Annotated in this window: 20 protein-coding genes; 3 read left to right on the forward strand and 17 right to left on the reverse strand. The window is 56.6% G+C overall.

Translation table 11 applies throughout. From position 1 onward, the window contains the following. The 11 genes from fcl to ACK5JN_RS19740 form a co-directional block, all read right to left on the reverse strand. Positions 1–966, reverse strand: a complete 966-nt coding sequence (fcl, locus tag ACK5JN_RS19690; protein ID WP_416871697.1) for a GDP-L-fucose synthase — start codon at positions 964–966, stop codon at positions 1–3. 2 nt (positions 967–968) lie between these two features. After that, positions 969–2,090 (reverse strand): GDP-mannose 4,6-dehydratase, encoded by a 1,122-nt coding sequence (gmd, locus tag ACK5JN_RS19695; protein ID WP_416871698.1) that lies wholly within the window; start codon positions 2,088–2,090, stop codon positions 969–971. 24 nt (positions 2,091–2,114) lie between these two features. Continuing rightward, positions 2,115–2,669 carry a colanic acid biosynthesis acetyltransferase WcaF gene (wcaF, locus tag ACK5JN_RS19700; RefSeq protein WP_416871699.1) on the reverse strand — a complete coding sequence of 185 codons (555 nt, stop codon included), beginning with the start codon at positions 2,667–2,669 and terminating at the stop codon, positions 2,115–2,117. A gap of 9 nt (positions 2,670–2,678) precedes the next feature. After that, a complete protein-coding gene (wcaE, locus tag ACK5JN_RS19705; protein WP_416871700.1) occupies positions 2,679–3,425 on the reverse strand; it encodes a colanic acid biosynthesis glycosyltransferase WcaE in 747 nt (248 codons plus the stop codon). A gap of 8 nt (positions 3,426–3,433) precedes the next feature. Next, complete coding sequence (gene wcaD / locus ACK5JN_RS19710) at positions 3,434–4,657, reverse strand: colanic acid polymerase WcaD (protein WP_416871701.1); 1,224 nt, start codon at positions 4,655–4,657, stop codon at positions 3,434–3,436. Continuing rightward, positions 4,632–5,849, reverse strand: coding sequence for a colanic acid biosynthesis glycosyltransferase WcaC (gene wcaC / locus ACK5JN_RS19715; RefSeq protein ID WP_416871702.1), 1,218 nt, complete (start codon positions 5,847–5,849; stop codon positions 4,632–4,634). Before wcaC ends, wcaD begins: the two co-directional genes overlap by 26 nt. After that, complete coding sequence (gene wcaB / locus ACK5JN_RS19720; RefSeq protein WP_416871726.1) at positions 5,846–6,337, reverse strand: colanic acid biosynthesis acetyltransferase WcaB; 492 nt, start codon at positions 6,335–6,337, stop codon at positions 5,846–5,848. Before wcaB ends, wcaC begins: the two co-directional genes overlap by 4 nt. Further along, positions 6,337–7,179 carry a colanic acid biosynthesis glycosyltransferase WcaA gene (wcaA, locus tag ACK5JN_RS19725; RefSeq protein WP_416871703.1) on the reverse strand — a complete coding sequence of 281 codons (843 nt, stop codon included), beginning with the start codon at positions 7,177–7,179 and terminating at the stop codon, positions 6,337–6,339. The genes wcaB and wcaA overlap by 1 nt, the downstream gene beginning before the upstream one ends. A 102-nt stretch (positions 7,180–7,281) precedes the next feature. After that, positions 7,282–9,444: a tyrosine-protein kinase Wzc gene (gene wzc / locus ACK5JN_RS19730; RefSeq protein ID WP_416871704.1), complete on the reverse strand. Its 2,163-nt coding sequence runs from the start codon at positions 9,442–9,444 to the stop codon at positions 7,282–7,284. A 2-nt stretch (positions 9,445–9,446) separates the two neighbouring features. Further along, entirely contained in the window at positions 9,447–9,890 is a 444-nt protein-coding gene (gene wzb, locus ACK5JN_RS19735) for a low molecular weight protein-tyrosine-phosphatase Wzb (RefSeq protein WP_416871705.1), read from the reverse strand. 5 nt (positions 9,891–9,895) lie between these two features. Further along, the gene (locus ACK5JN_RS19740; RefSeq protein ID WP_416871706.1) at positions 9,896–11,029 is read right to left on the reverse strand and encodes a polysaccharide export protein; all 1,134 of its coding nucleotides are present in this window, start codon (positions 11,027–11,029) and stop codon (positions 9,896–9,898) included. Between the two features lie 642 nt (positions 11,030–11,671). Here ACK5JN_RS19740 and ACK5JN_RS19745 point away from each other — a divergent pair. Beyond that, a complete protein-coding gene (locus ACK5JN_RS19745) occupies positions 11,672–13,255 on the forward strand; it encodes a TerC family protein (protein WP_416871707.1) in 1,584 nt (527 codons plus the stop codon). A gap of 41 nt (positions 13,256–13,296) precedes the next feature. On the opposite strand, the gene asmA is transcribed toward ACK5JN_RS19745, so the two are convergent. From asmA to udk, 3 genes are all read right to left on the reverse strand, one after another. Continuing rightward, positions 13,297–15,141 (reverse strand): outer membrane assembly protein AsmA, encoded by a 1,845-nt coding sequence (gene asmA / locus ACK5JN_RS19750; protein WP_416871708.1) that lies wholly within the window; start codon positions 15,139–15,141, stop codon positions 13,297–13,299. A gap of 26 nt (positions 15,142–15,167) precedes the next feature. Further along, on the reverse strand, positions 15,168–15,749 hold the full coding sequence (gene dcd, locus ACK5JN_RS19755) for a dCTP deaminase (protein WP_032281180.1): 582 nt from the start codon (positions 15,747–15,749) through the stop codon (positions 15,168–15,170). A 77-nt stretch (positions 15,750–15,826) separates the two neighbouring features. Further along, on the reverse strand, positions 15,827–16,468 hold the full coding sequence (gene udk, locus ACK5JN_RS19760) for a uridine kinase (RefSeq protein ID WP_416871709.1): 642 nt from the start codon (positions 16,466–16,468) through the stop codon (positions 15,827–15,829). Positions 16,469–16,811: 343 nt separating this feature from the next. Between udk and ACK5JN_RS19765 the strand changes: the two genes are divergently transcribed. Beyond that, positions 16,812–19,082: a diguanylate cyclase domain-containing protein gene (locus ACK5JN_RS19765; RefSeq protein ID WP_416871710.1), complete on the forward strand. Its 2,271-nt coding sequence runs from the start codon at positions 16,812–16,814 to the stop codon at positions 19,080–19,082. Here ACK5JN_RS19765 and alkA read toward each other — a convergent pair. Next, positions 19,034–19,876, reverse strand: coding sequence for a DNA-3-methyladenine glycosylase 2 (alkA, locus tag ACK5JN_RS19770; protein WP_416871711.1), 843 nt, complete (start codon positions 19,874–19,876; stop codon positions 19,034–19,036). The genes ACK5JN_RS19765 and alkA overlap by 49 nt on opposite strands. Positions 19,877–20,023: 147 nt before the next feature. On the opposite strand from alkA, the gene yegD reads away from it, so the two are divergent. Next, positions 20,024–21,376, forward strand: a complete 1,353-nt coding sequence (yegD, locus tag ACK5JN_RS19775) for a molecular chaperone (protein ID WP_416871727.1) — start codon at positions 20,024–20,026, stop codon at positions 21,374–21,376. An 82-nt stretch (positions 21,377–21,458) separates the two neighbouring features. On the opposite strand, the gene ACK5JN_RS19780 is transcribed toward yegD, so the two are convergent. Then, entirely contained in the window at positions 21,459–21,518 is a 60-nt protein-coding gene (locus ACK5JN_RS19780) for a type I toxin-antitoxin system Ibs family toxin (RefSeq protein ID WP_416871728.1), read from the reverse strand. A gap of 48 nt (positions 21,519–21,566) precedes the next feature. After that, the gene (locus ACK5JN_RS19785) at positions 21,567–21,689 is read right to left on the reverse strand and encodes a hypothetical protein (RefSeq protein WP_416871712.1); all 123 of its coding nucleotides are present in this window, start codon (positions 21,687–21,689) and stop codon (positions 21,567–21,569) included. Positions 21,690–21,711 lie beyond the last annotated feature (22 nt).

Here is a 21,711-nt window from a genome sequence, read left to right on the forward strand (position 1 = left end):
TTACCCCCGGAAGCGGTGCTGGTTTTCCAGAAACCACTGGTAGGTGCTGGCAAGACCAGCCTCCAGCGAGATTTCGTGGTACCAGCCCAGCTGATGCAGGCGAGACACGTCGAGCAGCTTGCGCGGCGTGCCGTCGGGTTTGGTGGCGTCAAAGACCACCCGGCCCTTGAAGCCCACCACTTTCGCCAGCGTCTGCGCCAGCTCACGGATGGTGCAGTCAACCCCGGTGCCGACGTTGATGTGCGACAGCATCGGCTGGGTGTTCTCCAGCCACACGCTGCGATCGAGCTCCATCACGTGGATGCTGGCCGCCGCCATATCGTCGACGTGCAGGAATTCGCGCATCGGCGTACCGCTGCCCCACACCACCACGTCAGAGGCATTCTGCTGTACCGCTTCGTGGAAGCGGCGCAGCAGCGCCGGGATGACGTGCGAATTGCTCGGGTGGAAGTTATCGTTCGGCCCGTACAGGTTGGTCGGCATCACCGAGCGATAGTCGCGGTTGTGCTGACGGTTATAAGACTCGCACAGCTTGATACCGGCGATTTTGGCAATCGCGTACGGCTCGTTGGTGGCTTCCAGCGTGCCCTGTAGCAGCTCGCTCTCGTGCATCGGCTGATTGGCCATCTTCGGGTAAATACAGGATGAACCGAGGAACAGCAGCTTATTCACGTTATGGACATGCGCCGCGTGAATGATGTTGCTTTCGATCATCATGTTTTCGTAGATGAAATCCGCCGGGAAGGTGTTGTTGGCGACAATGCCGCCCACCTTCGCCGCCGCCAGATACACCTGGTCAATCTTTTCGCGGGCGAAAAAGTCGTTCACCTCGCGGCTGTCCAGCAGGTTAAGCTCCTCGCGGCTGCGAACCACCAGATCCACGTCGCCGCGCTGCGCAAGCTGTCGGACGATGGCCGAGCCCACCATTCCCCGGTGGCCCGCCACAAAAATACGTTGTCTGGTCATACTCAGGACTCCAGCGCGATCGCCACTTCGTAGCCATGGGATTTCAGCAGGGAATGTTTTTTCGCCGCTTCAAGATCTTTCGCGACCATTTCAGAGACCATCTCCTGCAGCGTGGTTTCCGGTTTCCAGCCCAATTTCTCGTGTGCTTTGGTCGGGTCGCCGAGCAGGGTTTCCACCTCTGCCGGACGGAAGTAGCGCGGATCGACCGCCACCATCACATCGCCCGGCTTCACGCCCGGCGCATCGTGACCGGTCACCGACACCACAATGCCCTTCTCGTCCACGCCGGTACCTTCAAAGCGCAGTTTGATACCCAGCTGGGCCGCCGCCATTTCAACGAACTGACGCACCGAGTACTGCACGCCGGTGGCGATAACGAAATCTTCCGGATGATCCTGCTGCAGCATCATCCACTGCATTTTGACGTAATCTTTGGCATGGCCCCAGTCACGCAGGGAGTCCATGTTGCCCAGATACAGGCATTTCTCCAGGCCCTGAGCGATGTTAGCGATCGCACGGGTGATTTTACGGGTGACGAAGGTTTCGCCACGGCGCGGGGATTCGTGGTTAAACAGAATGCCGTTACAGGCGTACATGCCATAGGATTCACGGTAGTTGACGGTGATCCAGTAGGCGTACAGCTTGGCCACCGCATACGGCGAGCGCGGGTAGAACGGCGTGGTCTCTTTCTGCGGAATTTCCTGAACCAGGCCGTACAGTTCAGACGTGGACGCCTGATAGAAACGGGTTTTCTTTTCCAGGCCGAGGAAGCGGATGGCCTCCAGCAGGCGCAGGGTGCCCATCGCATCCACGTCGGCGGTGTATTCCGGCGACTCGAAGGAAACGGCAACGTGGCTCATCGCCCCCAGGTTATACACTTCATCCGGCTGCACTTCCTGCAGGATGCGCGTCAGGTTGGAGCTGTCGGTCAAATCACCGTAGTGCAGGTGAAATTTCGGGTTGCTGCTGTGCGGATCCTGATAGATGTGATCGACACGTTCGGTGTTAAAGGAGGAAGCACGACGCTTAATCCCATGAACTTCATACCCTTTTTCCAGCAGCAGTTCTGCCAGATAAGAACCATCCTGCCCCGTTACGCCGGTAATAAGTGCGACTTTTGACATTCTATTTTCCTCAAATTGTCCCGTTTAGGGAGTCACTTTCTCTACGCGCTCACGCGTAACCACTGCGGGATTGCCACGGCAAATCGTATTTGCCGGTAGCGATTTAAAAACGCTGCTCCGCGCACCCACGATAGTGCCGTCGCCAATCGTGATGCCGGGTGCAACAAACACATCGGTTGCCAGCCAGCATTTCTCACCGACCACAATAGGTGCGGCGTTAATATCAAAATGCGCGCTCTGATAATCATGGCTGCCGGTGCATAAATAACATTTTTGCGATACCACCGAATTCGCCCCAAGGGTAATGTCGCCAAGGGTATATAACACCGCGTCATCCCCTACCCACGCATAATCACCAATGGTCAATTTCCATGGATAGGTAATTTTTACCGACGGGCGAATCACTACGTTTTTTCCTATTTTTGCGCCGAACCGGCGTAATAAAAAAGCACGCCAGCGGTACATAATTTGTGGCGACCACGCAAATAATGTTGCCTGTACCGCCCACCAGATTTGAACTTTAATCCCCCCGGCGCCGCGAAACCCTTTAGGCACCGAAAAGCCAGATAATTCCTGCATCCTGTTTCCTTACGCTTTGTTGTATAACGCTTTGGTTTTACCGGTCGTGCGCAGGCGTAATAAATAAGACAATTCCGTCAATACCGCTGGCATGTGTAATATTTCACGCTGCACCTTTTTCGCATCCTGGCACAGTTGCAGATTATTGGTCGTTGACACTCCGCCCATCGAGAACTCTGACACCAGCCCCTTAATACGCTTAAAGGCAAATCCCGATTTATACATTCGCGCCGCCAGCGCATAATCAGAAGAAACACGATACTGAACATCGTAAGGATAATTTTTCAGCCCGCGCAGCGGGAAGAAAATAGCCTGATGGCTGGCCGGCAGGCTGTGGTAAATATACCAACCCTGCTTGGCGCTACGACGAATCTGGGTGCCGTCGCCGAAGTCCAGCATCGCATCGCCAAGGTACATCGCCTCGTCGCTTTTCCCGCGCAGCTGGCGGACAAACTGCGAGACGTCCGGATGGAAGCTGTCGCCAGAATTGAGGAACAGCACAAACTTGCCCTGCGCCATACGGATGCCTTTGTTCATCGCATCGTACAGACCTTTATCCGGCTCGCTAACGTAACGTAAGTTATACTGGCCGTTACGTTTTTCGAGAAACTCCGCGGTACCGTCGCTGGAGCCGCCGTCGACCACAATCCACTCAAAAGTGAGGCTCGGATCGTTGGCCAGATGCGCCAGCGAACGCCAGGTTTTCATCACGCCGTCAAAGTTACGAAACGCCACGGTAATCACGCTTAACAACATGTTTCACCTCATCTGTTGTCAGCAATATTCAGCGCTTTACGCAGAATAAAAGGACAAACAATTAAAAATGCATATTCCGGGCTAAATATCGAACCGGTAAAAAATAACGATATCGGCGTGAAAAGATACAGCTGCACGGCGAAATTACGATTATTCCCAAAAGCGTTAATGAACATTTTAAATACGTAGTACAGATAACCTGCGGTTAATATCACAGCGAACCACGAAAAATAAATCATTAACAGATACAGACCATTGTCTATGGTTTTACCGACATCCGCACCGTTAAATATTCCGAATGATGCAACATATTCGTAAAGAGAACCAAAACGCACGACACCATCAATACTGGTTAGTGAATAACCGACCATCACTAACGGCCCAATAATTCGGTAATACGATGACGAGCCTTCGGTTCCCAGATCGCCAAGACGTTCTGAAATATAGGGAAACGCAAACACCAGCCCGATAAAAAACGCACCTAGCGAGATAATCGCCAGCGGTAACTTTTTCTTGATCGCTTCTTTGTTCAGATACTGGAAAGCCCACTCCAGCAGATAGAACAGGATAAATGTCATTACCCCTGAAAACGACCCAGAAAGAATTATTCCTGCCAGAATCATAGCATCAGACTTCGGGGTTTTGATACCAAACTGTTTGATACAGAGCCAAATTGAGATTAATGCCAGAGCAAAGAATGCCGGTTCGAAATATAGCGCGGTGGTACGCTTGCCACCGAATTTGATGAAATTCAGTACATAGCTATTACTGTAAATAAGATATTTCGAAATCGTCGATATCAGACTACTGCCGCCAGTGAGAATAATCTGCGCCATCTCCAGCGCCGCCAGCGCCACCACCAGGGTAATCACCACGTAGAAAAAGCGCAGGATCTTGTGGTGGTTATGCGGCGAAATGGTTTTAAAGCGAATGCTCCAGACCATGCCGATGATAATCACGATATAGACAAACAGCATCGTCGAGGTGACGTACTTACTCGGATCCAGCGATTGCCCAAACAGATAGTTGAACAACGTCAATCCCACGCCCAGCCCGAGAGCAATCATCAGTTTTTTCAGGTTGATGCGTTCGACAAACAGCAGCAGCAGCAGGGGAAGGAAAGTCACGATGGTAATGGGGAAGCTTTCCCCCAGCTGCGCCAGCTTTACGTTAACCAGCAGGTAGATTAACGGCAGCAGCAGATAGCTACAGACTCTGATAGAACGAGACATATTCCTCCAGCATCTGTTGTCCGCTGTAGGCCTTGCGGCTTCGCGCGCTAAAGTTTTCCAGCGTGGTACCAAAAATCTGCTCGGCGATCTCCGCTTTCGGTTGCTGCACCAGCGCGAGCACCTCGGCGTCATCCACCGTACGTCCGCCGGATTTGGCCAGCACTTCTTTTGCCGCTTCGCTATGGGTGGCGATCACCGGTACGCCAATCGACAGCGCTTCGCACAGAATCAGCGGGTAGTTATCCACCCGCGAGCTGAACAGCAGCGCGTCCAGCGGGTTCAGTTCACTCATCAGTTGGCGTTTATCGGTCAGAAAACCGTGGTTCACCACGTTGCTGCCCTCAAACGGCGAGAACTTGCCGAAGGTATGGACCTCAACCTTATCGCCGAGGGCGATAATATCGCGCACCAGCTGCTGGTTAGTTTTCCCGTCATAGCGCAGGTCGTGGGCGACCACGGCGATTTTAGGCCGCGAGGAAAAGCGCTTTACCGGCGTCAGCTCGGCAAGAATCGCCTCCGTCGCCACGTCGATACCGTTATTGATAATCTGGCAGCGACCCGCGCCATAAAGGCTGTTAAAGGCCTCCGCAACGTGCTGGCTCGGGGAAATAAAGCGGCAGCCCAGCGCCAGCATCTGGCGGAAAAGCTGACGCTTTTCGTCTACCAGCGCATGCGCGCGGTCAACCTTCACCGGCGGGTAGTTACTCAGCGTCGGGCACTTCTGGCAGCCGCTTTTCCAGCCTTCACAGCCGTCGAGAAAGGCACAGCGTCCGGTTACGCTCCAGTGGTCGTGCAGCGTCCAGATAAACGTGACGTCGCTTTTGTGCGCCTTCACGCGCTGGCAGAAGCTAACAATATCCGCCAGGTTCAGCCAGTAGCTGTGCATCACGTGGAAATGCAGCACTACCGGCCCGTTGGTACGCGTGACCTGACGATAAAGGTTGTTCAGGTTGCCAAACAGGTCGCGGTTAAACAGGCGGAACAGCGCCAGGTTAGCCATCGACGTCAGCCGCCCGGTCTGCTTCACCACCTGCGGATAACGATCGTGGCTGACGCTCTTCTTGCCGCCCTTACCGTAGCCGTAGACAAACTTTGATGACAGACCCTGACGCAGCGCGCGCTGATGCAGGTCCAGCGCCACGCCCGCCGCGCCGCCTTCGGCCAGTCGAACGTTAAATTGCAGAATATTCATTTAATTACCTTCACTCGCGCTTTCTCACCTACCACCAGCGCATGGTCCGGAACGTCGTCCAGCACCACGCTGCCCGCGCCAATGGTGACGTGGTTGCCGATGGTAATGCCGCCGATAATGACCGCGTTGGCGCCCAGCTCAACGCCGTTGCCAATCGTCGGGCAGGCCAGGCTCTCCGGGCCGCGATTGCCGATCGTGATGCCGTGACGAATGGTGAAATCATCGCCCGCCACCACGTTTTTATTGATCACCACGGCATAACCGTGGTGGATGGTGAAGCGTCGGCCAATGGTCGCCGCCGCCTGGATTTCATAGCCGAAGAAACACTCGGTGATGAGGCGATACAGCACCAGTACCGGCGCGGCCCACAGGTTGTTGAGCACGTTTTTCTTGCGCCACACCGAGCAAAAATGGGCGACGCGGTAGGCGATCACCATGCAGCACGGGCGCAGGCTCCAGCTGTTGGCGCGTAAATCTTCCAGTAGCATCATTTACTCCGCAGCCCGTCCACCCAGCGCTTGCCGTTACGTACCGACAGCAGCGTCAGAAACGTCTTCCAGGTCATGCGCTTATTGCGAATCTGATACAGCGTAAACAGCTGATATTTCTTACTCGCGCGGTCGAATTTCTCTTTGTGCTTACGGTAAAAGCTGAAGTAGCCGGAGAATTTTTTCGGCGACGAGGTGATCTGCATCTCGCCGTGATTGATGTGCAGAATCTGGGTCGCCGCCTCAATTTTCCACGGTTCGCCGTAGGCCACCACCATGCGCAGGAAGATGTCGTAGTCCTGCGCCGCCTTCAGTTCGGTATCAAACAGGCTTTCTTTAAAGCGCCACGCCCAGCTAAATACCTGGTTGCCGATAATATTGCGCTTGTAGAACAGCTGGCGGGAGAACGGCGATTTCGGGTACAGCGGCAGACTGGCCGGCTGCGAGTACACCTCCCCTTCGCAGACGTAGTCGTTGGCGTACAGGAAAGCGTGATTCATCAGCTGCTGCTTGTGTTCGAGGAACAGCGAGAGGCGGTTCGGCGTCCACTCATCGTCATCATCGATGCCGGTAATAAACTGCCCTTTCGCCTGCAGGATGGCCTGATTGCGCACCGCGCAGGCGCCGGAGTTAAAATCGTTGCGGGTGTACTGCACGCGGCTGTCGTTCAGCTCAAGGACGTACTGCTGAAGCTGCTCGTAGCTGCTGGAACAGTCGTCGACGATAATCATTTCCCAATGGGGATAGTCCTGACGCAGCACCGATTTGATGGCGCGAATCGCCAGCTGCTGTCGGTTCCAGGTGGGCATATAAATGGAGATCAACGGATTGTCTGTTGTCATAGAATATCCCTTATCGAGTAGCCCGGCCGAGCGTAGCGACGCCGGGGATTCCCCGGAGTCGGCGCTGTCGCGCCTCGTCCGGGCTACAGGTGAAGCCCAAAATTACTTTGAATCCGACTGATACTCGTACTCGTAGTAGCCGTAATCCTGATAGCCCGTCGCGCGGCGGAAGATCGAGTTGAGGATCACCCCTCTCACCGCAATACCGTTCTGTTCAAAACGACTCAGGCTGGTTTCCACTTCTTTCAGGGTATTTACCGCATAGCGCGCGACCATCAGCGTGGTGCCCGCGTGGCGGCCGACAATGGCGGCATCGGTCACCGCGAGAATCGGCGGCGTATCAATCAGGACCAGGTCGTAGTTGGCCGAGCCCCACTTCAACAGCTCGCCAAAGCGCTCCGCCATCAGCAGTTCCGACGGGTTCGGCGGCACCTGGCCACGCGGAATCAGGTCGAAGTTCGCCACCGACGTCCGCTTAGCGCTGCTCTCAATTGCCGCTTTGCCGACCAGCACATCGGACAGGCCGTTATCATTGGTGGTGCCCAGCAGCTCGTGGGAATAGCCTTTACGCATATCGCAGTCGATCATCAGCACCCGCTTATTGGTCTGGCTGATGACCGCCGCCAGGTTGGCGCAGACGAAGGTTTTACCGATCGACGGGCTGACCCCGGTCATCATCAGCACGTTATTCGGCGCCTGCATCATGGCGAAGTGCAGACTGGTACGCAGGCTGCGAATGGCTTCGATCGCCAGGTCGGTTGGGTTACCCACCGCCAGCAGCTGGCTCTGTTTGTAACGCTTGACGCCGTTAACGCTTTTCACGCTATCGCGCGACTTCTGCCATTCGGAGAGCGGAATGCTGGCATAGACGTTGATGCCGTGCTCCTCCAGCACCTGCGGGCTTTCAATACCGCGGTTAAACAGCGAACGCAGCAGCACGCCGACGATCGACAGCATCAGGCCAAGGATTATGCTGCCCAGTACGATCAGCGCTTTCTTCGGCTTCACCACGCCCGGCTGGGTAATCGCCGGGTCGACGATACGCACATCGCCCACGGTGCTGGCCCGGGTGATTTTCAGCTCCTGCTGCTTGTTCAGCAGCTGCATGTAGACCTGCTGGCCGGACTCCACGTCGCGGGTCAGGCGCACAATCTCCTGCTGGGTTTTCGGCATCGCCGTTACGCGCTTGCTCAGCTTCGCCTTCTCTTCTTCCAGCGCCCGACGTTTCTCCAGCAGCGTGCGGTAGGCCGGGTGAATTTTGGTGTAGAGCTTGGAGATTTCCGCTTCGCGGAAGGTCAGTTCGTTCAGCTGCGCGTCGATGTTGACCATCGAGTCGAGCACCGATTTCGCCTCCAGCGGCAGGTCAACGGAGTCCTGCTGCTGGCGGTAGGCGTTGAGTTTGTTTTCCGCCACGTCCAGCTGGCTGCGCACCTGCGGGAGCTGCACTTCCAGGAACTCGAGGCTTTTCGCCGCCTCTTCCGACTTACGCGCCACGTTCTGCGCCACATAGTTGTGGGCGATGCTGTTAAGCACGTCGCGAATCTGATCTTTATCTTCACCCACCATGGTGAGCGTCAGCACGCCGGAGTCTTTTCCGTCTTCGGTCACGCTCAGGCTGTTTTGCAGGGTATTGATCATCCCCAGCGTGGAGTACTTGGTAACGGTAAAGCTCGCGCCGTCGTGGGCGGCAATCCCGGTGACCAGCAACGAGACGCCGCTTTTATTCAGCGTCTCCCCCACCTTCCCTTCCGCGCTAAAGCCATCATCGTTGCTCAGGCGGTAGCGCGTCGGGTCGATGACCTCCAGCGTAAAGGTGCTGTTAGCCATCGAGGCCGGGCGGTTAAAGGCGTTAACCTTCACCGTCTCATTCTGGCGGCCCATCAGCCGTTCCCAGCCCGCGCCAAGAACCGGGAAGGTATTTTTACTGACGGCGATGTCCAGCCCCAGATCCTCAACGGTTTTTCCCAGCACCAGACGCGAGGTGATCATCTGGATTTCCGCTTCGGAGGCCGGCGGTTTGCTGGTGAGCGCATTGCTAATATCCTGCACCAGCGCGCTGCCCTGATTTTGCTCAATACGCACCAGCGCGTCGGCGCTGTAAATCGGCGTCGCAAACAGCGCGTAGACAATCGCCAGCGCGGCAAACAGCCCGGTAATGCCGATGACCCACCATTTGGCTTCCACCACGGTGCCCACCAGGCGACCAATATCGATCTCATCGTTGCCCGAAACCGGTGGACTTATCTGTTTTACTTTATCTGTCATGGTTATCCCTGCTGAGCTTTCAGTGCCTGCGCCCACTGGCTGGCAGACCTGTCGAGTAACTGGTACACCGCTTCAAACGCCTCGCGGCTTTTACGATACGGATCGGGAATCTCACGTTCGTTATCCCAATGACCAAACAGCATGACCTTGCCGCGCATCTCCGGCGCCATTTCATGCAGGGTGGCAACATGACGTTTTTCCATCGCCAGAATCAGGTCGTATTCCCGGCACATGCGGCCGGAGAGTTGCCGCGCGCAGTGGCCGTCGAGCGAAATCGCGTGCTCGGCCGCGACGCTGGCGGCGCGTTCATCCGCCGCTTTGCCGACTAACGCGCCCAGCCCCGCCGATTCGACGGTCAGCGCGGGCAGATGGCTGCGCAATAAACGTTCAGCCGTGGGGGAACGGCAAATGTTCCCCACGCAAACCACAAGAATTTTGTTAAACATGACGGTTACCAGGTATGAATGTCTTTCGCCGAGTCGGTCATGTAGCGAACGCCACTGATGGTCGGCAACAGTTGGTTGATCAGACGGTTCCAGCGGGCAACCGGTGCGGTCGTGACGTAAACCACGTCATACGGCTGGAGGATAAAGTTGGTCGCCATCACCAGCGAGGTCGCATCGGACATATCCAGCTGGTAAATGTTGGCCATCTTGCCGTTGTTGCCTGCTTTGGTTGGACGGATCACGAAGATACCGCTGGCATCGGAGGTGGTGAGGTCGATGCCTTCCGCCTGGCCCAGCGCTTCGGTCAGCGTCATGCCGCTGAAGTCCATTTTGAGCGTGCTCTGTTTTTTCACTTCGCCCATCACGAAGACTTTGAGATCGTCGTTGCGCGGCACGAACAGAATATCGCCCGGGTAAAGCAACCGGTTCTGGCTCAGATCGCCGTTTTGCATCAGCGCCTGTACCGAAATGCGCTGCTCTTTACCGTCATGGGTCAGCACCACGTTGCGCCAGTCGGCCAGCTCGCTCAGGCCACCGGCGGCGTTAATGGCATCCAGAATGGTGAGCGGGACGTTGGTAATGGCCTGCTGGCCGGATTTGTTCACCTGGCCGGAGACATAAACCTTCTGCGAACGGAAGGCGGCGACGTTGACGTCAACCTGCGGGTCGGTAATGTAGGCGGCGAGGCGCTGGGTAATGGTCTGGCGGATTTCGGCCAGCGTGCGCCCTTTCACCTGCACTTTACCGATGTAGGGGTAGAAGATGGTGCCGTCCGGCTGCACCCAGTTGCCGGTATCGCTGGAGCTACGGTACTGCCCCGCGGGCGTCGTTAACTCCGGGTGGTCCCACACGGTGACGTTCAGCACGTCGCCGGACCCGACACGATACTGGTAATTGCTTAACTCCTGATCCAGCGACATGTTGGGTTGCGCGACGTCGGGACGTGGGCGTAATTGTTCAATCAGTCGCGGGGTCAGCGGATAAACATTCACCATCCGACCAATGTCATAATCAGCATCCTGCTGCTTAATCACATCTTTTCCGTAGGTAGACATATTGCTGCCTGGAAGTATGGTGCAACCACTCATCAAGCTTACCGACACCAATAATGGCATCAATTTTAGTTTGGATTTCATCATTGATTATTTATCACTTTGGCAGAAAATTATCCTGTGCGAATTAAATTAATCCGTACGATTTGATTACCGCTAAACTCACCATGCATTTATTTGCTGATGAATATAACTGGCATATATCCTAAAAAAGTTGGGATTCATCCGCAGGCTATTGACAGAATAATTCAGGCTTTGCGTCACGCCTTCAGGCACGCTACCGCCCTTGGCTTCCAGCTACCAATTCACCTAAAAATCATGTTGTTATAGGGAAATCAGCCACTCATCAAATGAATGGAGAATATTCCTGGATATATAATTGCAGAGACGATATCCCCTGCCTGTCTATTTTATGACGCACGTAAATGGCAATTCCATTCAGTACCGGGAGAATTGTTGCAGTTAAGCGAATAGCAGGCAAGGTAACTGCCGCCTAAAAAATATTTTTAAGAATAATATTAAGATTAATTATGCCGGTGGTTTTAGGAATTTCTTTATATTGACAGATAGCGTAAATAGTTTCTCACAATTTTTATTTCAGAATACCGCCTGTCATTATTCTCGCTATATCCATAATATTTGTCATGATAAATCACCGGCAAACGTTGCATTTTGTCGCGGCTTTATCCATGATCAATTTGTCTTGTAACATAAGGTTTTAACCAACGTATGGAATGGATTGCCGATCCCTCTATTTGGGCGGGACTCGTGACGCTGGTCGTCATCGAGCTGGTTCTCGGAATTGATAACCTGGTGTTTATCGCCATCCTCGCGGAAAAACTGCCGCCAGCCCAGCGCGACCGCGCGCGCGTCACCGGACTGATTCTGGCGATGCTGATGCGCCTGCTGCTGCTGGCCTCCATTTCGTGGCTGGTCACGCTCACCAAACCGCTGTTCAGCATTAGCGACTTCACCTTCAGCGCCCGCGACCTCATTATGCTGGTCGGCGGCTTCTTCCTGCTGTTTAAAGCCACGGTAGAGCTCAACGAGCGGCTGGAGGGGAAAGATAGCGATAACCCTACCCAGCGGCGCGGCGCGCGCTTCTGGGGCGTGGTGGCGCAGATTGTGGTGCTGGATGCAGTCTTCTCGCTCGACTCGGTGATCACCGCCGTCGGCATGGTAGATCATCTGGCGGTGATGATGGCGGCGGTCATTATTGCCATCAGCCTGATGCTGCTGGCCAGTAAATCGCTCACCCGCTTTGTTAACAGCCACCCGACCATCGTGATCCTGTGCCTGAGCTTCCTGCTGATGATTGGCTTTAGCCTGGTGGCGGAAGGTTTCGGTCTTGTCATTCCAAAAGGCTATCTGTACGCGGCCATCGGCTTCTCGGTGATGATCGAGTTCTTAAACCAGCTGGCCATATTCAACCGTCGTCGCTTCCTTAGCGCCAACCAGTCGCTGCGTAGCCGCACGACGGAAGCGGTTATGCGCCTGCTGAGCGGCAAAAAAGAGGACGCGGAGCTGGACGTCGGTACCGCCTCGCTGCTGGTCGACCAGGACGATCAGCAAATCTTCGACCCGCAGGAGCGGCGGATGATTGAACGCGTGCTCAACCTTAACCAGCGTACGGTCAGCAGCATTATGACCTCGCGTCACGATATTGAGCACATCGACCTCAGCGCGCCGGAAAGCGAAATTCGCGCGCTACTGGAGAAAAACCAGCATACCCGCCTGGTGGTGACCGGCGGCGATGACGAAGAAGATCTGCTCGGCGTAGTGCACGTCATTGACCTGTTGCAGCAGTCGCTGCGCGGTGAACCGCTGGATCTGCGCGTGCTGATCCGCCAGCCCTTGGTCTTCCCGGAGGCGCTGCCGCTGCTGTCGGCGCTGGAACAGTTCCGCAATGCGCGAACCCACTTTGCCTTCGTGGTGGATGAGTTTGGTTCCGTGGAGGGGATTGTGACATTAAGCGACGTCACCGAGACCATCGCCGGCAACCTGCCGAACGAAGCAGAAGAGATCGACGCCCGTCACGACATTCAGAAAAATGCCGACGGCAGCTGGACGGCCAACGGCCACATGCCGCTGGAGGATCTGGTGCAGTATATTCCGCTGCCGCTGGATGAGAAACGCGAGTATCACACCATTGCCGGGCTGCTGATGGAACATCTGCAGCGCATTCCTAAAGCCGGTGAAGAGGTACAGGTTGGCCCGTGGACGCTGAAAACCTTACAGGTTGAGAGCCACCGGGTGCAGAAGGTGCAGATTATCCCGCCGCCGCAGGAAGATGAGTGGGATTACGAAGTGTAGTACGTTCCCGGCGGCGCAAAGCCGCCGGGGTATTTCAACCGCTATTGCTTATTCAGCAACTGCTTAACGTCTTTTCCGGACTGGGTGTTCTTATTCCGCTCCGCCCAGTCATTTAACCGACGCTTCGCTTCATTCTGCAGCTGACGGCGCAGAATCTGATCGACCTGCAGGCTGTAGTTCAGCGCTTCCCATTTGCCGTAAACGCGCAGCGGGATCGCCGTGGTCTTCAGAATTTCCACCAGCTTACCCTGGCCCTGCCAGCCGTCGGTCACCTGAATACCGAACTGTAAATCCCCTTCCTCTTTCATCAGATTAAGCGTGCCGTTGCCGGTCAGCTGCATCAGCGAAGATTTACCGTTCATATTATTGAGGGTCAGAATGCCGTTGTTGAGGGTAACGTCGGTCGTCAGCTCGTCCAGCCGCGTGGCGCTGTCATAATTTTCCTGCGCCTGCACGTCGGCGCTACGCTCGACCGCCTGCTGAACCAGCTGCTGGAAGTTAAGCCCTTCGGTACGGGTCTCTTTCAGTTCAAGATTGGCCTGGCCCTGCCAGTCACGGCGGAAGTGATTAGCATCGATAATCGAACCGGAGAAATCACCGGCCAGCGATAGCTTGCCCATCATGTCGATTGGGTAGTTGAAGGCCTTCAGCAGGCTGCCAATCTCGATGTCGTCCAGCTTCGGCTGGAAAGCCGCGCGAGGCGTACTTCCGCGCACGTCGAGGGTGCCCGGTAGCGATAGCTGCCCGTTCGCCAGGGTACCGTCCAGTTGCGAAATACGCAGCAGCCCGCGTTGGTTATTGGCCTCGACGGTGACATTGGTAAACGGCAGCCCGCGCCAGAGGATCTGTTTAGCCGTCATTGCCAGCGCGCCGTCGAAGCCCAGCAGGCTGTTATACGGCGGTACGCTCACGCCGTTGGCGATTACCGGGCGCGGTTTGCTCGGCGCCGACTGCGCTTTCTGCGCCTCGCCGCCGATTAGCATGTCGGAACGCACCAGCAGGCTGTCGAGGTTAAGCTTGTCGGACTGGAGGTTCAGCGCCCACACTGGCCTATCGCCCAGCACGACGCTGCCGTCACCGGCCAGCGAGCTGTCGTTGGCGGTCAGGTTGAGCGCGCTAAAGCTGAGCTTCTTCGCCTCTTCCTGCCAGCTGGCGTTTACGCTGCCGCTACCGCTGATACCCTGTGCGGGCAGATCGGCCCCCTGAAGCTGCCAGCTGATTTGCGACAGCTGCGCATCAAGGCGCTGCGGGTAGTTACCCGCCTGCACGACGGCGGAGAAACGCAGGGATAAATCGCGCTGATCGCGATTCATGCGGCCCGAGAAATCGACGGTTGCCTGATGATGATCGTCCTGCTCCATCTGCAGGTGGATATCGCGAACCGTCATCTGCTCATCGTTTTCATGCTGGAACACCAGCACGCTATCGATGACCTGCAGCCCGGCAATATCGAATGACCAGCCGCTATCGCCCGGTTCGTGCGGTAAGGAGGTGCCTTGCGGCGCGACCGGCGCACGCTGGTCGCGTATCGCTTTGGTTTGCGGCGTCAACTGTACCACCGCGCCTTTCAGCATCACCTGCTTCACCTGCAGCTGATGCGACAACAGCGGCAGCAGCGCCACGTCGAGACGCATATTATCGGCGCGCACCAGCGGCGCGCTGGCGCCGGGCGCGGTTAAGGACATGCGCCCGGACAGGATGCTCAGCCGCGGCCAGACGTGCCAGCGCAGGGAGCCATCCAGCTGCAGCTGATAGCCGCTACGCTCGGCCACCTGCTTGACCATATAGCTACGGAAATCATTGGGATTGACCAGCAGCACCAACGATGACAGCCCGGCGATCAGCACCACCAGCAGAATCATCAGCGTCGTCAATATTCGTCTCATGGCACCCTCATCCGCTTTGCGATGGGTCAGTCTTTATCGATACGGCTGGCGACCGCGCCCTGCTGGTCGCGATATTTGGCATCTTCACGACGGTTATACGGGCGTGCCGCCGGGCCGGACAGCGGTTCGAAGCTCAGCGCGCCGATCAGCATTCCCGGACGCAGCGCCAGCGGCAGCTTGCCGGAGTTGTAGAATTCCAGCACGATGCAGCCCGACCAGCCCGGATCGATACGGTGCGCGGTGACGTGCACCATCAGCCCCAGGCGCGCCAGTGAAGAACGTCCGTCCAGCCAGCCCACCAGATCCGCCGGCAGGGTCACCGACTCCAGCGTCACCGCCAGCGCCAGCTCGCCCGGATGCAAATAGAAGGCGTCGCCTTCCGCGAGCACGATCTCTTCGCTCATCACGCGATCCAGCGCCGCGCTGACTTCGGCCTTCGGCCCGCTTAAATCAATATAGGCGGCGGTATGGCCGCTGAAGGTGCGAAATTTATTGCCTAAACGCACGTCAACGGTGGCACCATTGATACGCTCAATCGGCGGACGCGGGTTAATCGACAGTCGGCCTTCGTCCAACCAGGCTTCTATATCACGGTCACACAGACGCATATCACTCTCCTTTTGTACGACTACCCTCTCCCGTCACGGTTAAGGGCGTTTATTGCACGTTACACAATTCGCGTGAGTTATTCAAAAAACTGGCTAATTTTCGCTTTCAGAATATCGATGGCGATACGGTTTTTGCCGCCGCGCGGCACGATGATGTCGGCGTACTGCTTGGACGGTTCAATGAATTGCAGGAACATCGGGCGTACCGTTTTCTGGTACTGCGCCATCACCGAATCCATCGAACGGCCGCGTTCGTTCACGTCACGCTTGATACGTCGCATCAGGCAGATATCCAGCGGAGTATCAACGAAAATGGAGAAGTTCATCGCTTCGCGCAGGCGCGCATCGGTCAGCAGCAGGATCCCTTCAAGGATAATCACTTTCTTCGGTTCTATGCGAATCGTTTCCTGCATGCGGGTGTGTTCGACGTAGCTATAAACGGGGAGTTCAATAGGAGTGCCGCCTTTCAGCATTTGCAGATGCTGGAACAGCAGGCTGTGGTCCATAGCGTTCGGGTGGTCGTAGTTGGTTTTAACCCGATCTTCCATGGACAGATGACTTTGGTCTTTGTAATAGCTATCTTCAGGAATAACACCGATGTGCTCATCGCCTACCTGCTCGCGCAGCTCGCGATACAGCGTACTAGCAATAAGACTTTTACCTGAAGCCGATGCGCCGGCGATGCCTACAATGACGCACTGATGAGACTTATCAGTCATAAATTTTGCGACCCGATTAACCTGGATGATAGGAAGGACGGCACGTAATAGACAATAGTATTCAAGAGGAAACGTTCTGAATCGTCACGTGTATCAGCGCCAAACGCGGCAATTATAGGGATTTCATGTCAGCGATACCAGTCGAAAGCATCAATACGCCGCCACAAACACCAAACCCCGCGGCCTGCGGGCAGCGAAGGATGCGTCAACGATGATACGTATTACGAATTGATGATTATTGTCAATGAGTGGCACAGATCCAATACCGAGGGACAATGTTGTTGCATAATAGTCGCTTATCTCAGCCTGGCCGGTGAAATGCTGTCACCGGAAAACAGTGGTAATGAATAAAGAAAATCGCCATATCCCGCTCGTCCCCTCCTCGCGACGCTCTTCGCTACAGATCCTGGTGTGCCTCGGCCTGCTGACGTTTCTGTTTACCCTGTTCTCGCTATCGCTGACCCATGCGACCAACAAACTCGCGCCGGTCTGGTTTCCCACCGCCATGATGACCGCGGCGTTTTATCGCTTTCACGGCGCGATGTGGCCGGGCATTGCTATCGCCTGCCTGGTCGGAATTATCACCGCAACCGCCGTTTATAGCCCCGCTTCACTGGCGCTGTGTTACCCGGTGCTCAATCTGGTCGAGGCGCTGATCGGCGCCGGGCTGCTGCGCCGCTGGCTGGCGTTCGCCAATCCGTTGAAAAACCTGCACGACTGGACCCGCATGGCCATCGCCTGCGCGCTGCTGCCGCCGCTGGTGGGTGGCGTTATCATTGGTATCGGCGAGCCTGGCGAGAGCGCATGGCAAACGCTGCTGGTCTGGACGCTAGCGGAAGCCTCCGGCGCGCTGGCGATGGTGCCGCTGGGGCTTCTCCTTCCCGCCCCCCTGTTCCGTCGGGCTTATCATCGAAAATGGCTGGTCTCCACGCTGCTGACCGGGCTCGTGACGCTGGTACTGAGCGTGGTGTCGATGCTCTATATCCCGTGGCCCTTTACCTGCATCATGGTGCTGTTGATCTGGAGCGCGGTACGCCTGCCCAGAATTGAGTCTTTCCTTATTTCACTGTTGACCATTATGACGGTGCTGACCTTCTCGGCGCAGCACCCTCTGGTGCAGGGAATGATTGAGACCACGCTCAGCAACTATCGGCTAAACAATTTACCGGGGCTGCCGTTCCTGATGGTTCTGCTCCCCGTCGGCGTGATGAGCGTGGCGATGTATGCCGTGCACAGCGAACGTCGCCATATCGCCGAAAGCGAAACCCGTTTTCGTAACGCGATGGAATATTCCGCCATTGGCATGGCGGTCGTCGACACTTACGGCCAGTGGTTACAGGTTAATAAAGCGCTCAGCCAGTTCCTTGGCTATAGCCAACAGGAACTGCACCAGATGACCTTCCAGCAGGTCACCTGGCATGAGGATTTGCCTGAGGATCTCGCCCAGCTCGACCGTCTGGTCCGCGGCGAGATCGAAAGCTATTCGCTCGAGCTGCGTTACCGTACCCGCAGCGGCGAAGCGGTATGGGCGCTGCTGGCGGTCTCGCTGGTGCGCCACAACGACGGCTCGCCGCTCTATTTTATTAAGCAAATTGAAGATATTAACGATCTGAAAAAGAGCCGTGAGGCTAATAAGCAGCTAATGGCTGAAATAACCCACGCTAACGAAGCGCTGTTCCAGGAAAAAGAGCGCCTGCATATCACCCTCGACTCGATTCGGGAAGCGGTGATCAGCACCGACAGCCAGCAGCGAATTATCTTTATGAACCCGGTGGCCGAACGGCTTAGCGGCTGGCTGCAGGCGGACGCGCAGGGTCAACCGCTAAGCGATATTCTGCACATTACTTTCGGTGATAACGGCCCGCGGCTGGAAAACCTGTACAGCGATGAAAATCTGGATAGCGATATCGAACTGAATAAAGTGCTGCACAGCCGCTATGGCGTGAACTTTGATATTCACCACAGCATGACGCCGCTCAGCCCCCAGGAAGGCAAACATATCGGTTTTGTACTGGTGATCCAGGATGTGACGGAATCCCGCAGACTGTTGCGTCAGTTGAGCTATAACGCCAGCCACGACGCGCTCACCGGGCTACCGAATCGCACCAGTTTTGAAAGCCAGCTGAAAGAGCTGCTGAAGACGCTGCCGGGCGGCCACCAGTCACACGCGCTGGTGATGCTCGACCTCGACTTCTTTAAAGCGGTTAACGACAGCGCCGGGCACGCCGCAGGCGATGCCCTGCTGCATGAGATTGCCACGCTGATGCGCTCGCAGCTGCGGCCCAGCGATATTCTGGCACGGCTCGGCGGCGATGAGTTTGGCTTTATTCTGCGCCACTGCACCACCGAACAGGCGCTGAATGCGACCGAACGCGTCGTTGATGCCATTAAGCATTATGAGTTTATCTGGGCTGGTCGACGACACCGCATCGGCGCTAGCGCAGGGCTGACGATGATTCACGAACACAACGCGCAGCTGGCGGAAGTGCTGGTGCAGGCCGACTCCGCCTGCTATGCCTCCAAAAATCACGGCCGCGGTGTCGTCACGGTTTACGCTCAGGTGCATCACTTCGGCGACCAGTCGTCGGTATGCCAGATATGCAATAACGCATAGGACCGCCAGGGCTGCCAGCGTTCGGCATAACGGCGGATCTGCGCGGGCGTCATGCCCGGGAAACGCTGCTTGATCAGATAGTCATCCGGCAGAAAGATATCTTTTGCCTGCCAGGCGCGCAGCGCAAAGTAGTTCGCCGTCCAGCGCCCGATGCCGGGATACTGCTGCAACGCCTTCAGCGCCAAATCCACGTCGTCCGGGAGGGTTTGCGGCAGTTCGCCGCTCACCGTCGCCTGGGCAAAATGAATTAACGCCTCGGCTCGCTTCAGCGGCATGCCCAACGCCTTAAGCGCGACCGGGTCGCCTGCCGCCAGCCGTTCGGCGGTGGGAAAAAGCGTAAAACCGGTATCCTGCGCCAGCGGTTCGCCGTACAGCGCCACCACTTTTCCGGTCAGCTTCGCGGCCATCGCCACGCTCACCAACTGGCCGAGAATCGCCCGCACGCCCTGTTCAAACGCATCCAGCGCGCCGGGCAGCCGTAGCCCCGGCTTTGCCGCCGCCAGCTCGCCCAGCGAGCGCTGAATGTGTAGCGGGTCGCAGCGCAGGTCCAGCAGCTTCGTGACCCTCGCCAGCGCCTCATCCGCCACCGGCAGCAGCCCGGCGGAAAGCGTCACCCGCAGCACCTGGCGGGCGGGATCCGGCGTCATGGTGATCAGCCCATGATGCGGACCGAGGCCCCAGCTGCGGGTGTAGCTTTCATCATGAAAATACTCGATGCCAGCAACGGCACGCGCCTGTAGAAAACCGAACATCCAGCGCCAGTCGTACGGCGGCAGCCAGGGCAGCTCAAACATCCTTTATCCTTATCGTAGACAACCGGTAGCGTGTTACAGCATAGCGGTTAATCGCGGCAAAAACCTTGCTTTCATATTCCAGTTGCCGCCATCTCCACATTCCGCTAAAGTCGCCCCCTTTTCTTCACTGGCATGGGGATGATTGACGTGTTTATTGGTTTTGACTACGGGACGGCGAACTGCTCGGTCGCCGTGATGCAGGATGGCGCACCGCGCATGCTGATGATGGAGAATGGCAGCACCCTGCTGCCGTCGATGCTGTCGGCCCCTACCCGCGAAGCGGTCAGCGAGTGGCTGTACCGCCATCATCAGGTACCGGCGACCGGCGATGAAACGCAGGCGCTGCTGCGCCGGGCGATGAACTATAACCGCGACGAAGATATCGACGTGCTGGGCAACAGCGTGCAGTTTGGCCTAGCGTCGCTCAAGCAGTACATTGACGACCCGGAAGAGGTGTATTTCGTTAAGTCCCCCAAATCGTTCCTGGGTGCCAGCGGGTTGAAGCCGCAGCAGGTTGCCGTATTCGAAGATCTGGTCTGCTCGATGATGCTGCATATTCGCCAGCAGGCGCAGACGCAGCTTCAGGACACCATTGAACAAGCGGTGATTGGCCGCCCGATTAACTTCCAGGGCCTTGGCGGCGACGACGCCAACGCGCAGGCGGTAGGCATTCTTGAACGCGCCGCCAAACGCGCCGGTTTTCAGGACGTGGTTTTCCAGTATGAACCGGTCGCGGCAGGTCTGGATTTCGAAGCCAGCCTCAGCGAAGAAAAACGCGTGCTGGTGGTCGACATCGGCGGCGGCACCACCGACTGCTCGGTGCTGCTGATGGGGCCGCAGTGGCGGACCCGTCACGACCGTGAGCAGAGCCTGCTCGGCCACAGCGGCTGCCGCGTAGGCGGTAACGATCTGGACATCGCGCTGGCGTTTAAGAGCCTGATGCCGCTGCTTGGCATGGGCGGCGAAACGGAAAAAGGCATCGCCCTGCCGATTCTGCCATGGTGGAACGCGGTGGCGATCAACGACGTACCGGCGCAAACCGACTTCTACAGCTCGGCCAACGGCCGCCTGCTGCGCGACCTGGCGCGCGACGCCCGCGATGCGGAAAAAGTCGCCCTGCTCTACAAGGTCTGGCAGCAGCGCTTGAGCTACCGTCTGGTACGTAGCGCGGAAGAGAGCAAAATTGCGTTGTCCGAAAGCGCACAAATCGATACCACGCTGCCGTTTATCAGCGATAGCCTGGCCACCGCCATCAGCCAGGACGGACTGGAAGCGGCGCTGAACCAGCCGCTGACCCGCATTCTTGAGCAGGTACAGCTGGCGCTGGAAAACAGCAGTGAGAAGCCGGACGTCATCTACTTAACCGGCGGCAGCGCCCGCTCGCCGCTGATTAAGAAAGCGCTGGCCGAACAGCTCCCCGGCATTCCGATTGCCGGCGGCGACGATTTTGGCTCGGTAACCGCCGGTCTGGCCCGCTGGGCGCAGGTGGTATTCGCCTGATGGTTCGCCGTTGACTTTGCTGTTTTTTCGACCTATGGTAAAGGAATGAGGGTAAGGGAGGATTGCTCCTCCCCCTGGTGTCTTAGTAAGCCGGTAAGCTGATCGCTAAGAGTATCACCAGTATGATGAGGTACTTCATCATAACCCTTTCCTTATAAAAGGCCCCTTCGTCAGGAGGGGCTTTCCTGTTTTAGCGCCCTGCTAAACGCCGCCGACGGTAGCACATGCGGCTGCTGCGCGGTTTTTCATCACCACGGATTGCGAGGCGGCGCGTAAAGCTGACGCGATTCGGACGATTCCTTCCGTGTTTCATATTTCCTCCATTTTTCCTGAGC

The organism is Kluyvera sp. (assembly GCF_047971185.1).
GTDB lineage: Bacteria > Pseudomonadota > Gammaproteobacteria > Enterobacterales > Enterobacteriaceae > Kluyvera.

What these genes read in the sequence shown, in the direction of transcription:
- ACK5JN_RS19745 (WP_416871707.1), top strand. Translation starts at nt 11,672, where the DNA reads ATGGAATGGATTGCCGATCCCTCTATTTGGGCGGGACTCGTGACGCTG.
- wcaC (WP_416871702.1), bottom strand. Translation starts at nt 5,849, where the DNA reads ATGAATATTCTGCAATTTAACGTTCGACTGGCCGAAGGCGGCGCGGCG.
- wcaE (WP_416871700.1), bottom strand. Translation starts at nt 3,425, where the DNA reads ATGTTGTTAAGCGTGATTACCGTGGCGTTTCGTAACTTTGACGGCGTG.
- udk (WP_416871709.1), bottom strand. Translation starts at nt 16,468, where the DNA reads ATGACTGATAAGTCTCATCAGTGCGTCATTGTAGGCATCGCCGGCGCA.
- dcd (WP_032281180.1), bottom strand. Translation starts at nt 15,749, where the DNA reads ATGCGTCTGTGTGACCGTGATATAGAAGCCTGGTTGGACGAAGGCCGA.
- wzc (WP_416871704.1), bottom strand. Translation starts at nt 9,444, where the DNA reads ATGACAGATAAAGTAAAACAGATAAGTCCACCGGTTTCGGGCAACGAT.
- wcaD (WP_416871701.1), bottom strand. Translation starts at nt 4,657, where the DNA reads ATGTCTCGTTCTATCAGAGTCTGTAGCTATCTGCTGCTGCCGTTAATC.
- wcaA (WP_416871703.1), bottom strand. Translation starts at nt 7,179, where the DNA reads ATGACAACAGACAATCCGTTGATCTCCATTTATATGCCCACCTGGAAC.
- ACK5JN_RS19740 (WP_416871706.1), bottom strand. Translation starts at nt 11,029, where the DNA reads ATGATGAAATCCAAACTAAAATTGATGCCATTATTGGTGTCGGTAAGC.
- fcl (WP_416871697.1), bottom strand. Translation starts at nt 966, where the DNA reads ATGACCAGACAACGTATTTTTGTGGCGGGCCACCGGGGAATGGTGGGC.
- alkA (WP_416871711.1), bottom strand. Translation starts at nt 19,876, where the DNA reads ATGTTTGAGCTGCCCTGGCTGCCGCCGTACGACTGGCGCTGGATGTTC.
- asmA (WP_416871708.1), bottom strand. Translation starts at nt 15,141, where the DNA reads ATGAGACGAATATTGACGACGCTGATGATTCTGCTGGTGGTGCTGATC.
- wzb (WP_416871705.1), bottom strand. Translation starts at nt 9,890, where the DNA reads ATGTTTAACAAAATTCTTGTGGTTTGCGTGGGGAACATTTGCCGTTCC.
- wcaF (WP_416871699.1), bottom strand. Translation starts at nt 2,669, where the DNA reads ATGCAGGAATTATCTGGCTTTTCGGTGCCTAAAGGGTTTCGCGGCGCC.
- wcaB (WP_416871726.1), bottom strand. Translation starts at nt 6,337, where the DNA reads ATGCTACTGGAAGATTTACGCGCCAACAGCTGGAGCCTGCGCCCGTGC.
- ACK5JN_RS19785 (WP_416871712.1), bottom strand. Translation starts at nt 21,689, where the DNA reads ATGAAACACGGAAGGAATCGTCCGAATCGCGTCAGCTTTACGCGCCGC.
- ACK5JN_RS19765 (WP_416871710.1), top strand. Translation starts at nt 16,812, where the DNA reads ATGAATAAAGAAAATCGCCATATCCCGCTCGTCCCCTCCTCGCGACGC.
- gmd (WP_416871698.1), bottom strand. Translation starts at nt 2,090, where the DNA reads ATGTCAAAAGTCGCACTTATTACCGGCGTAACGGGGCAGGATGGTTCT.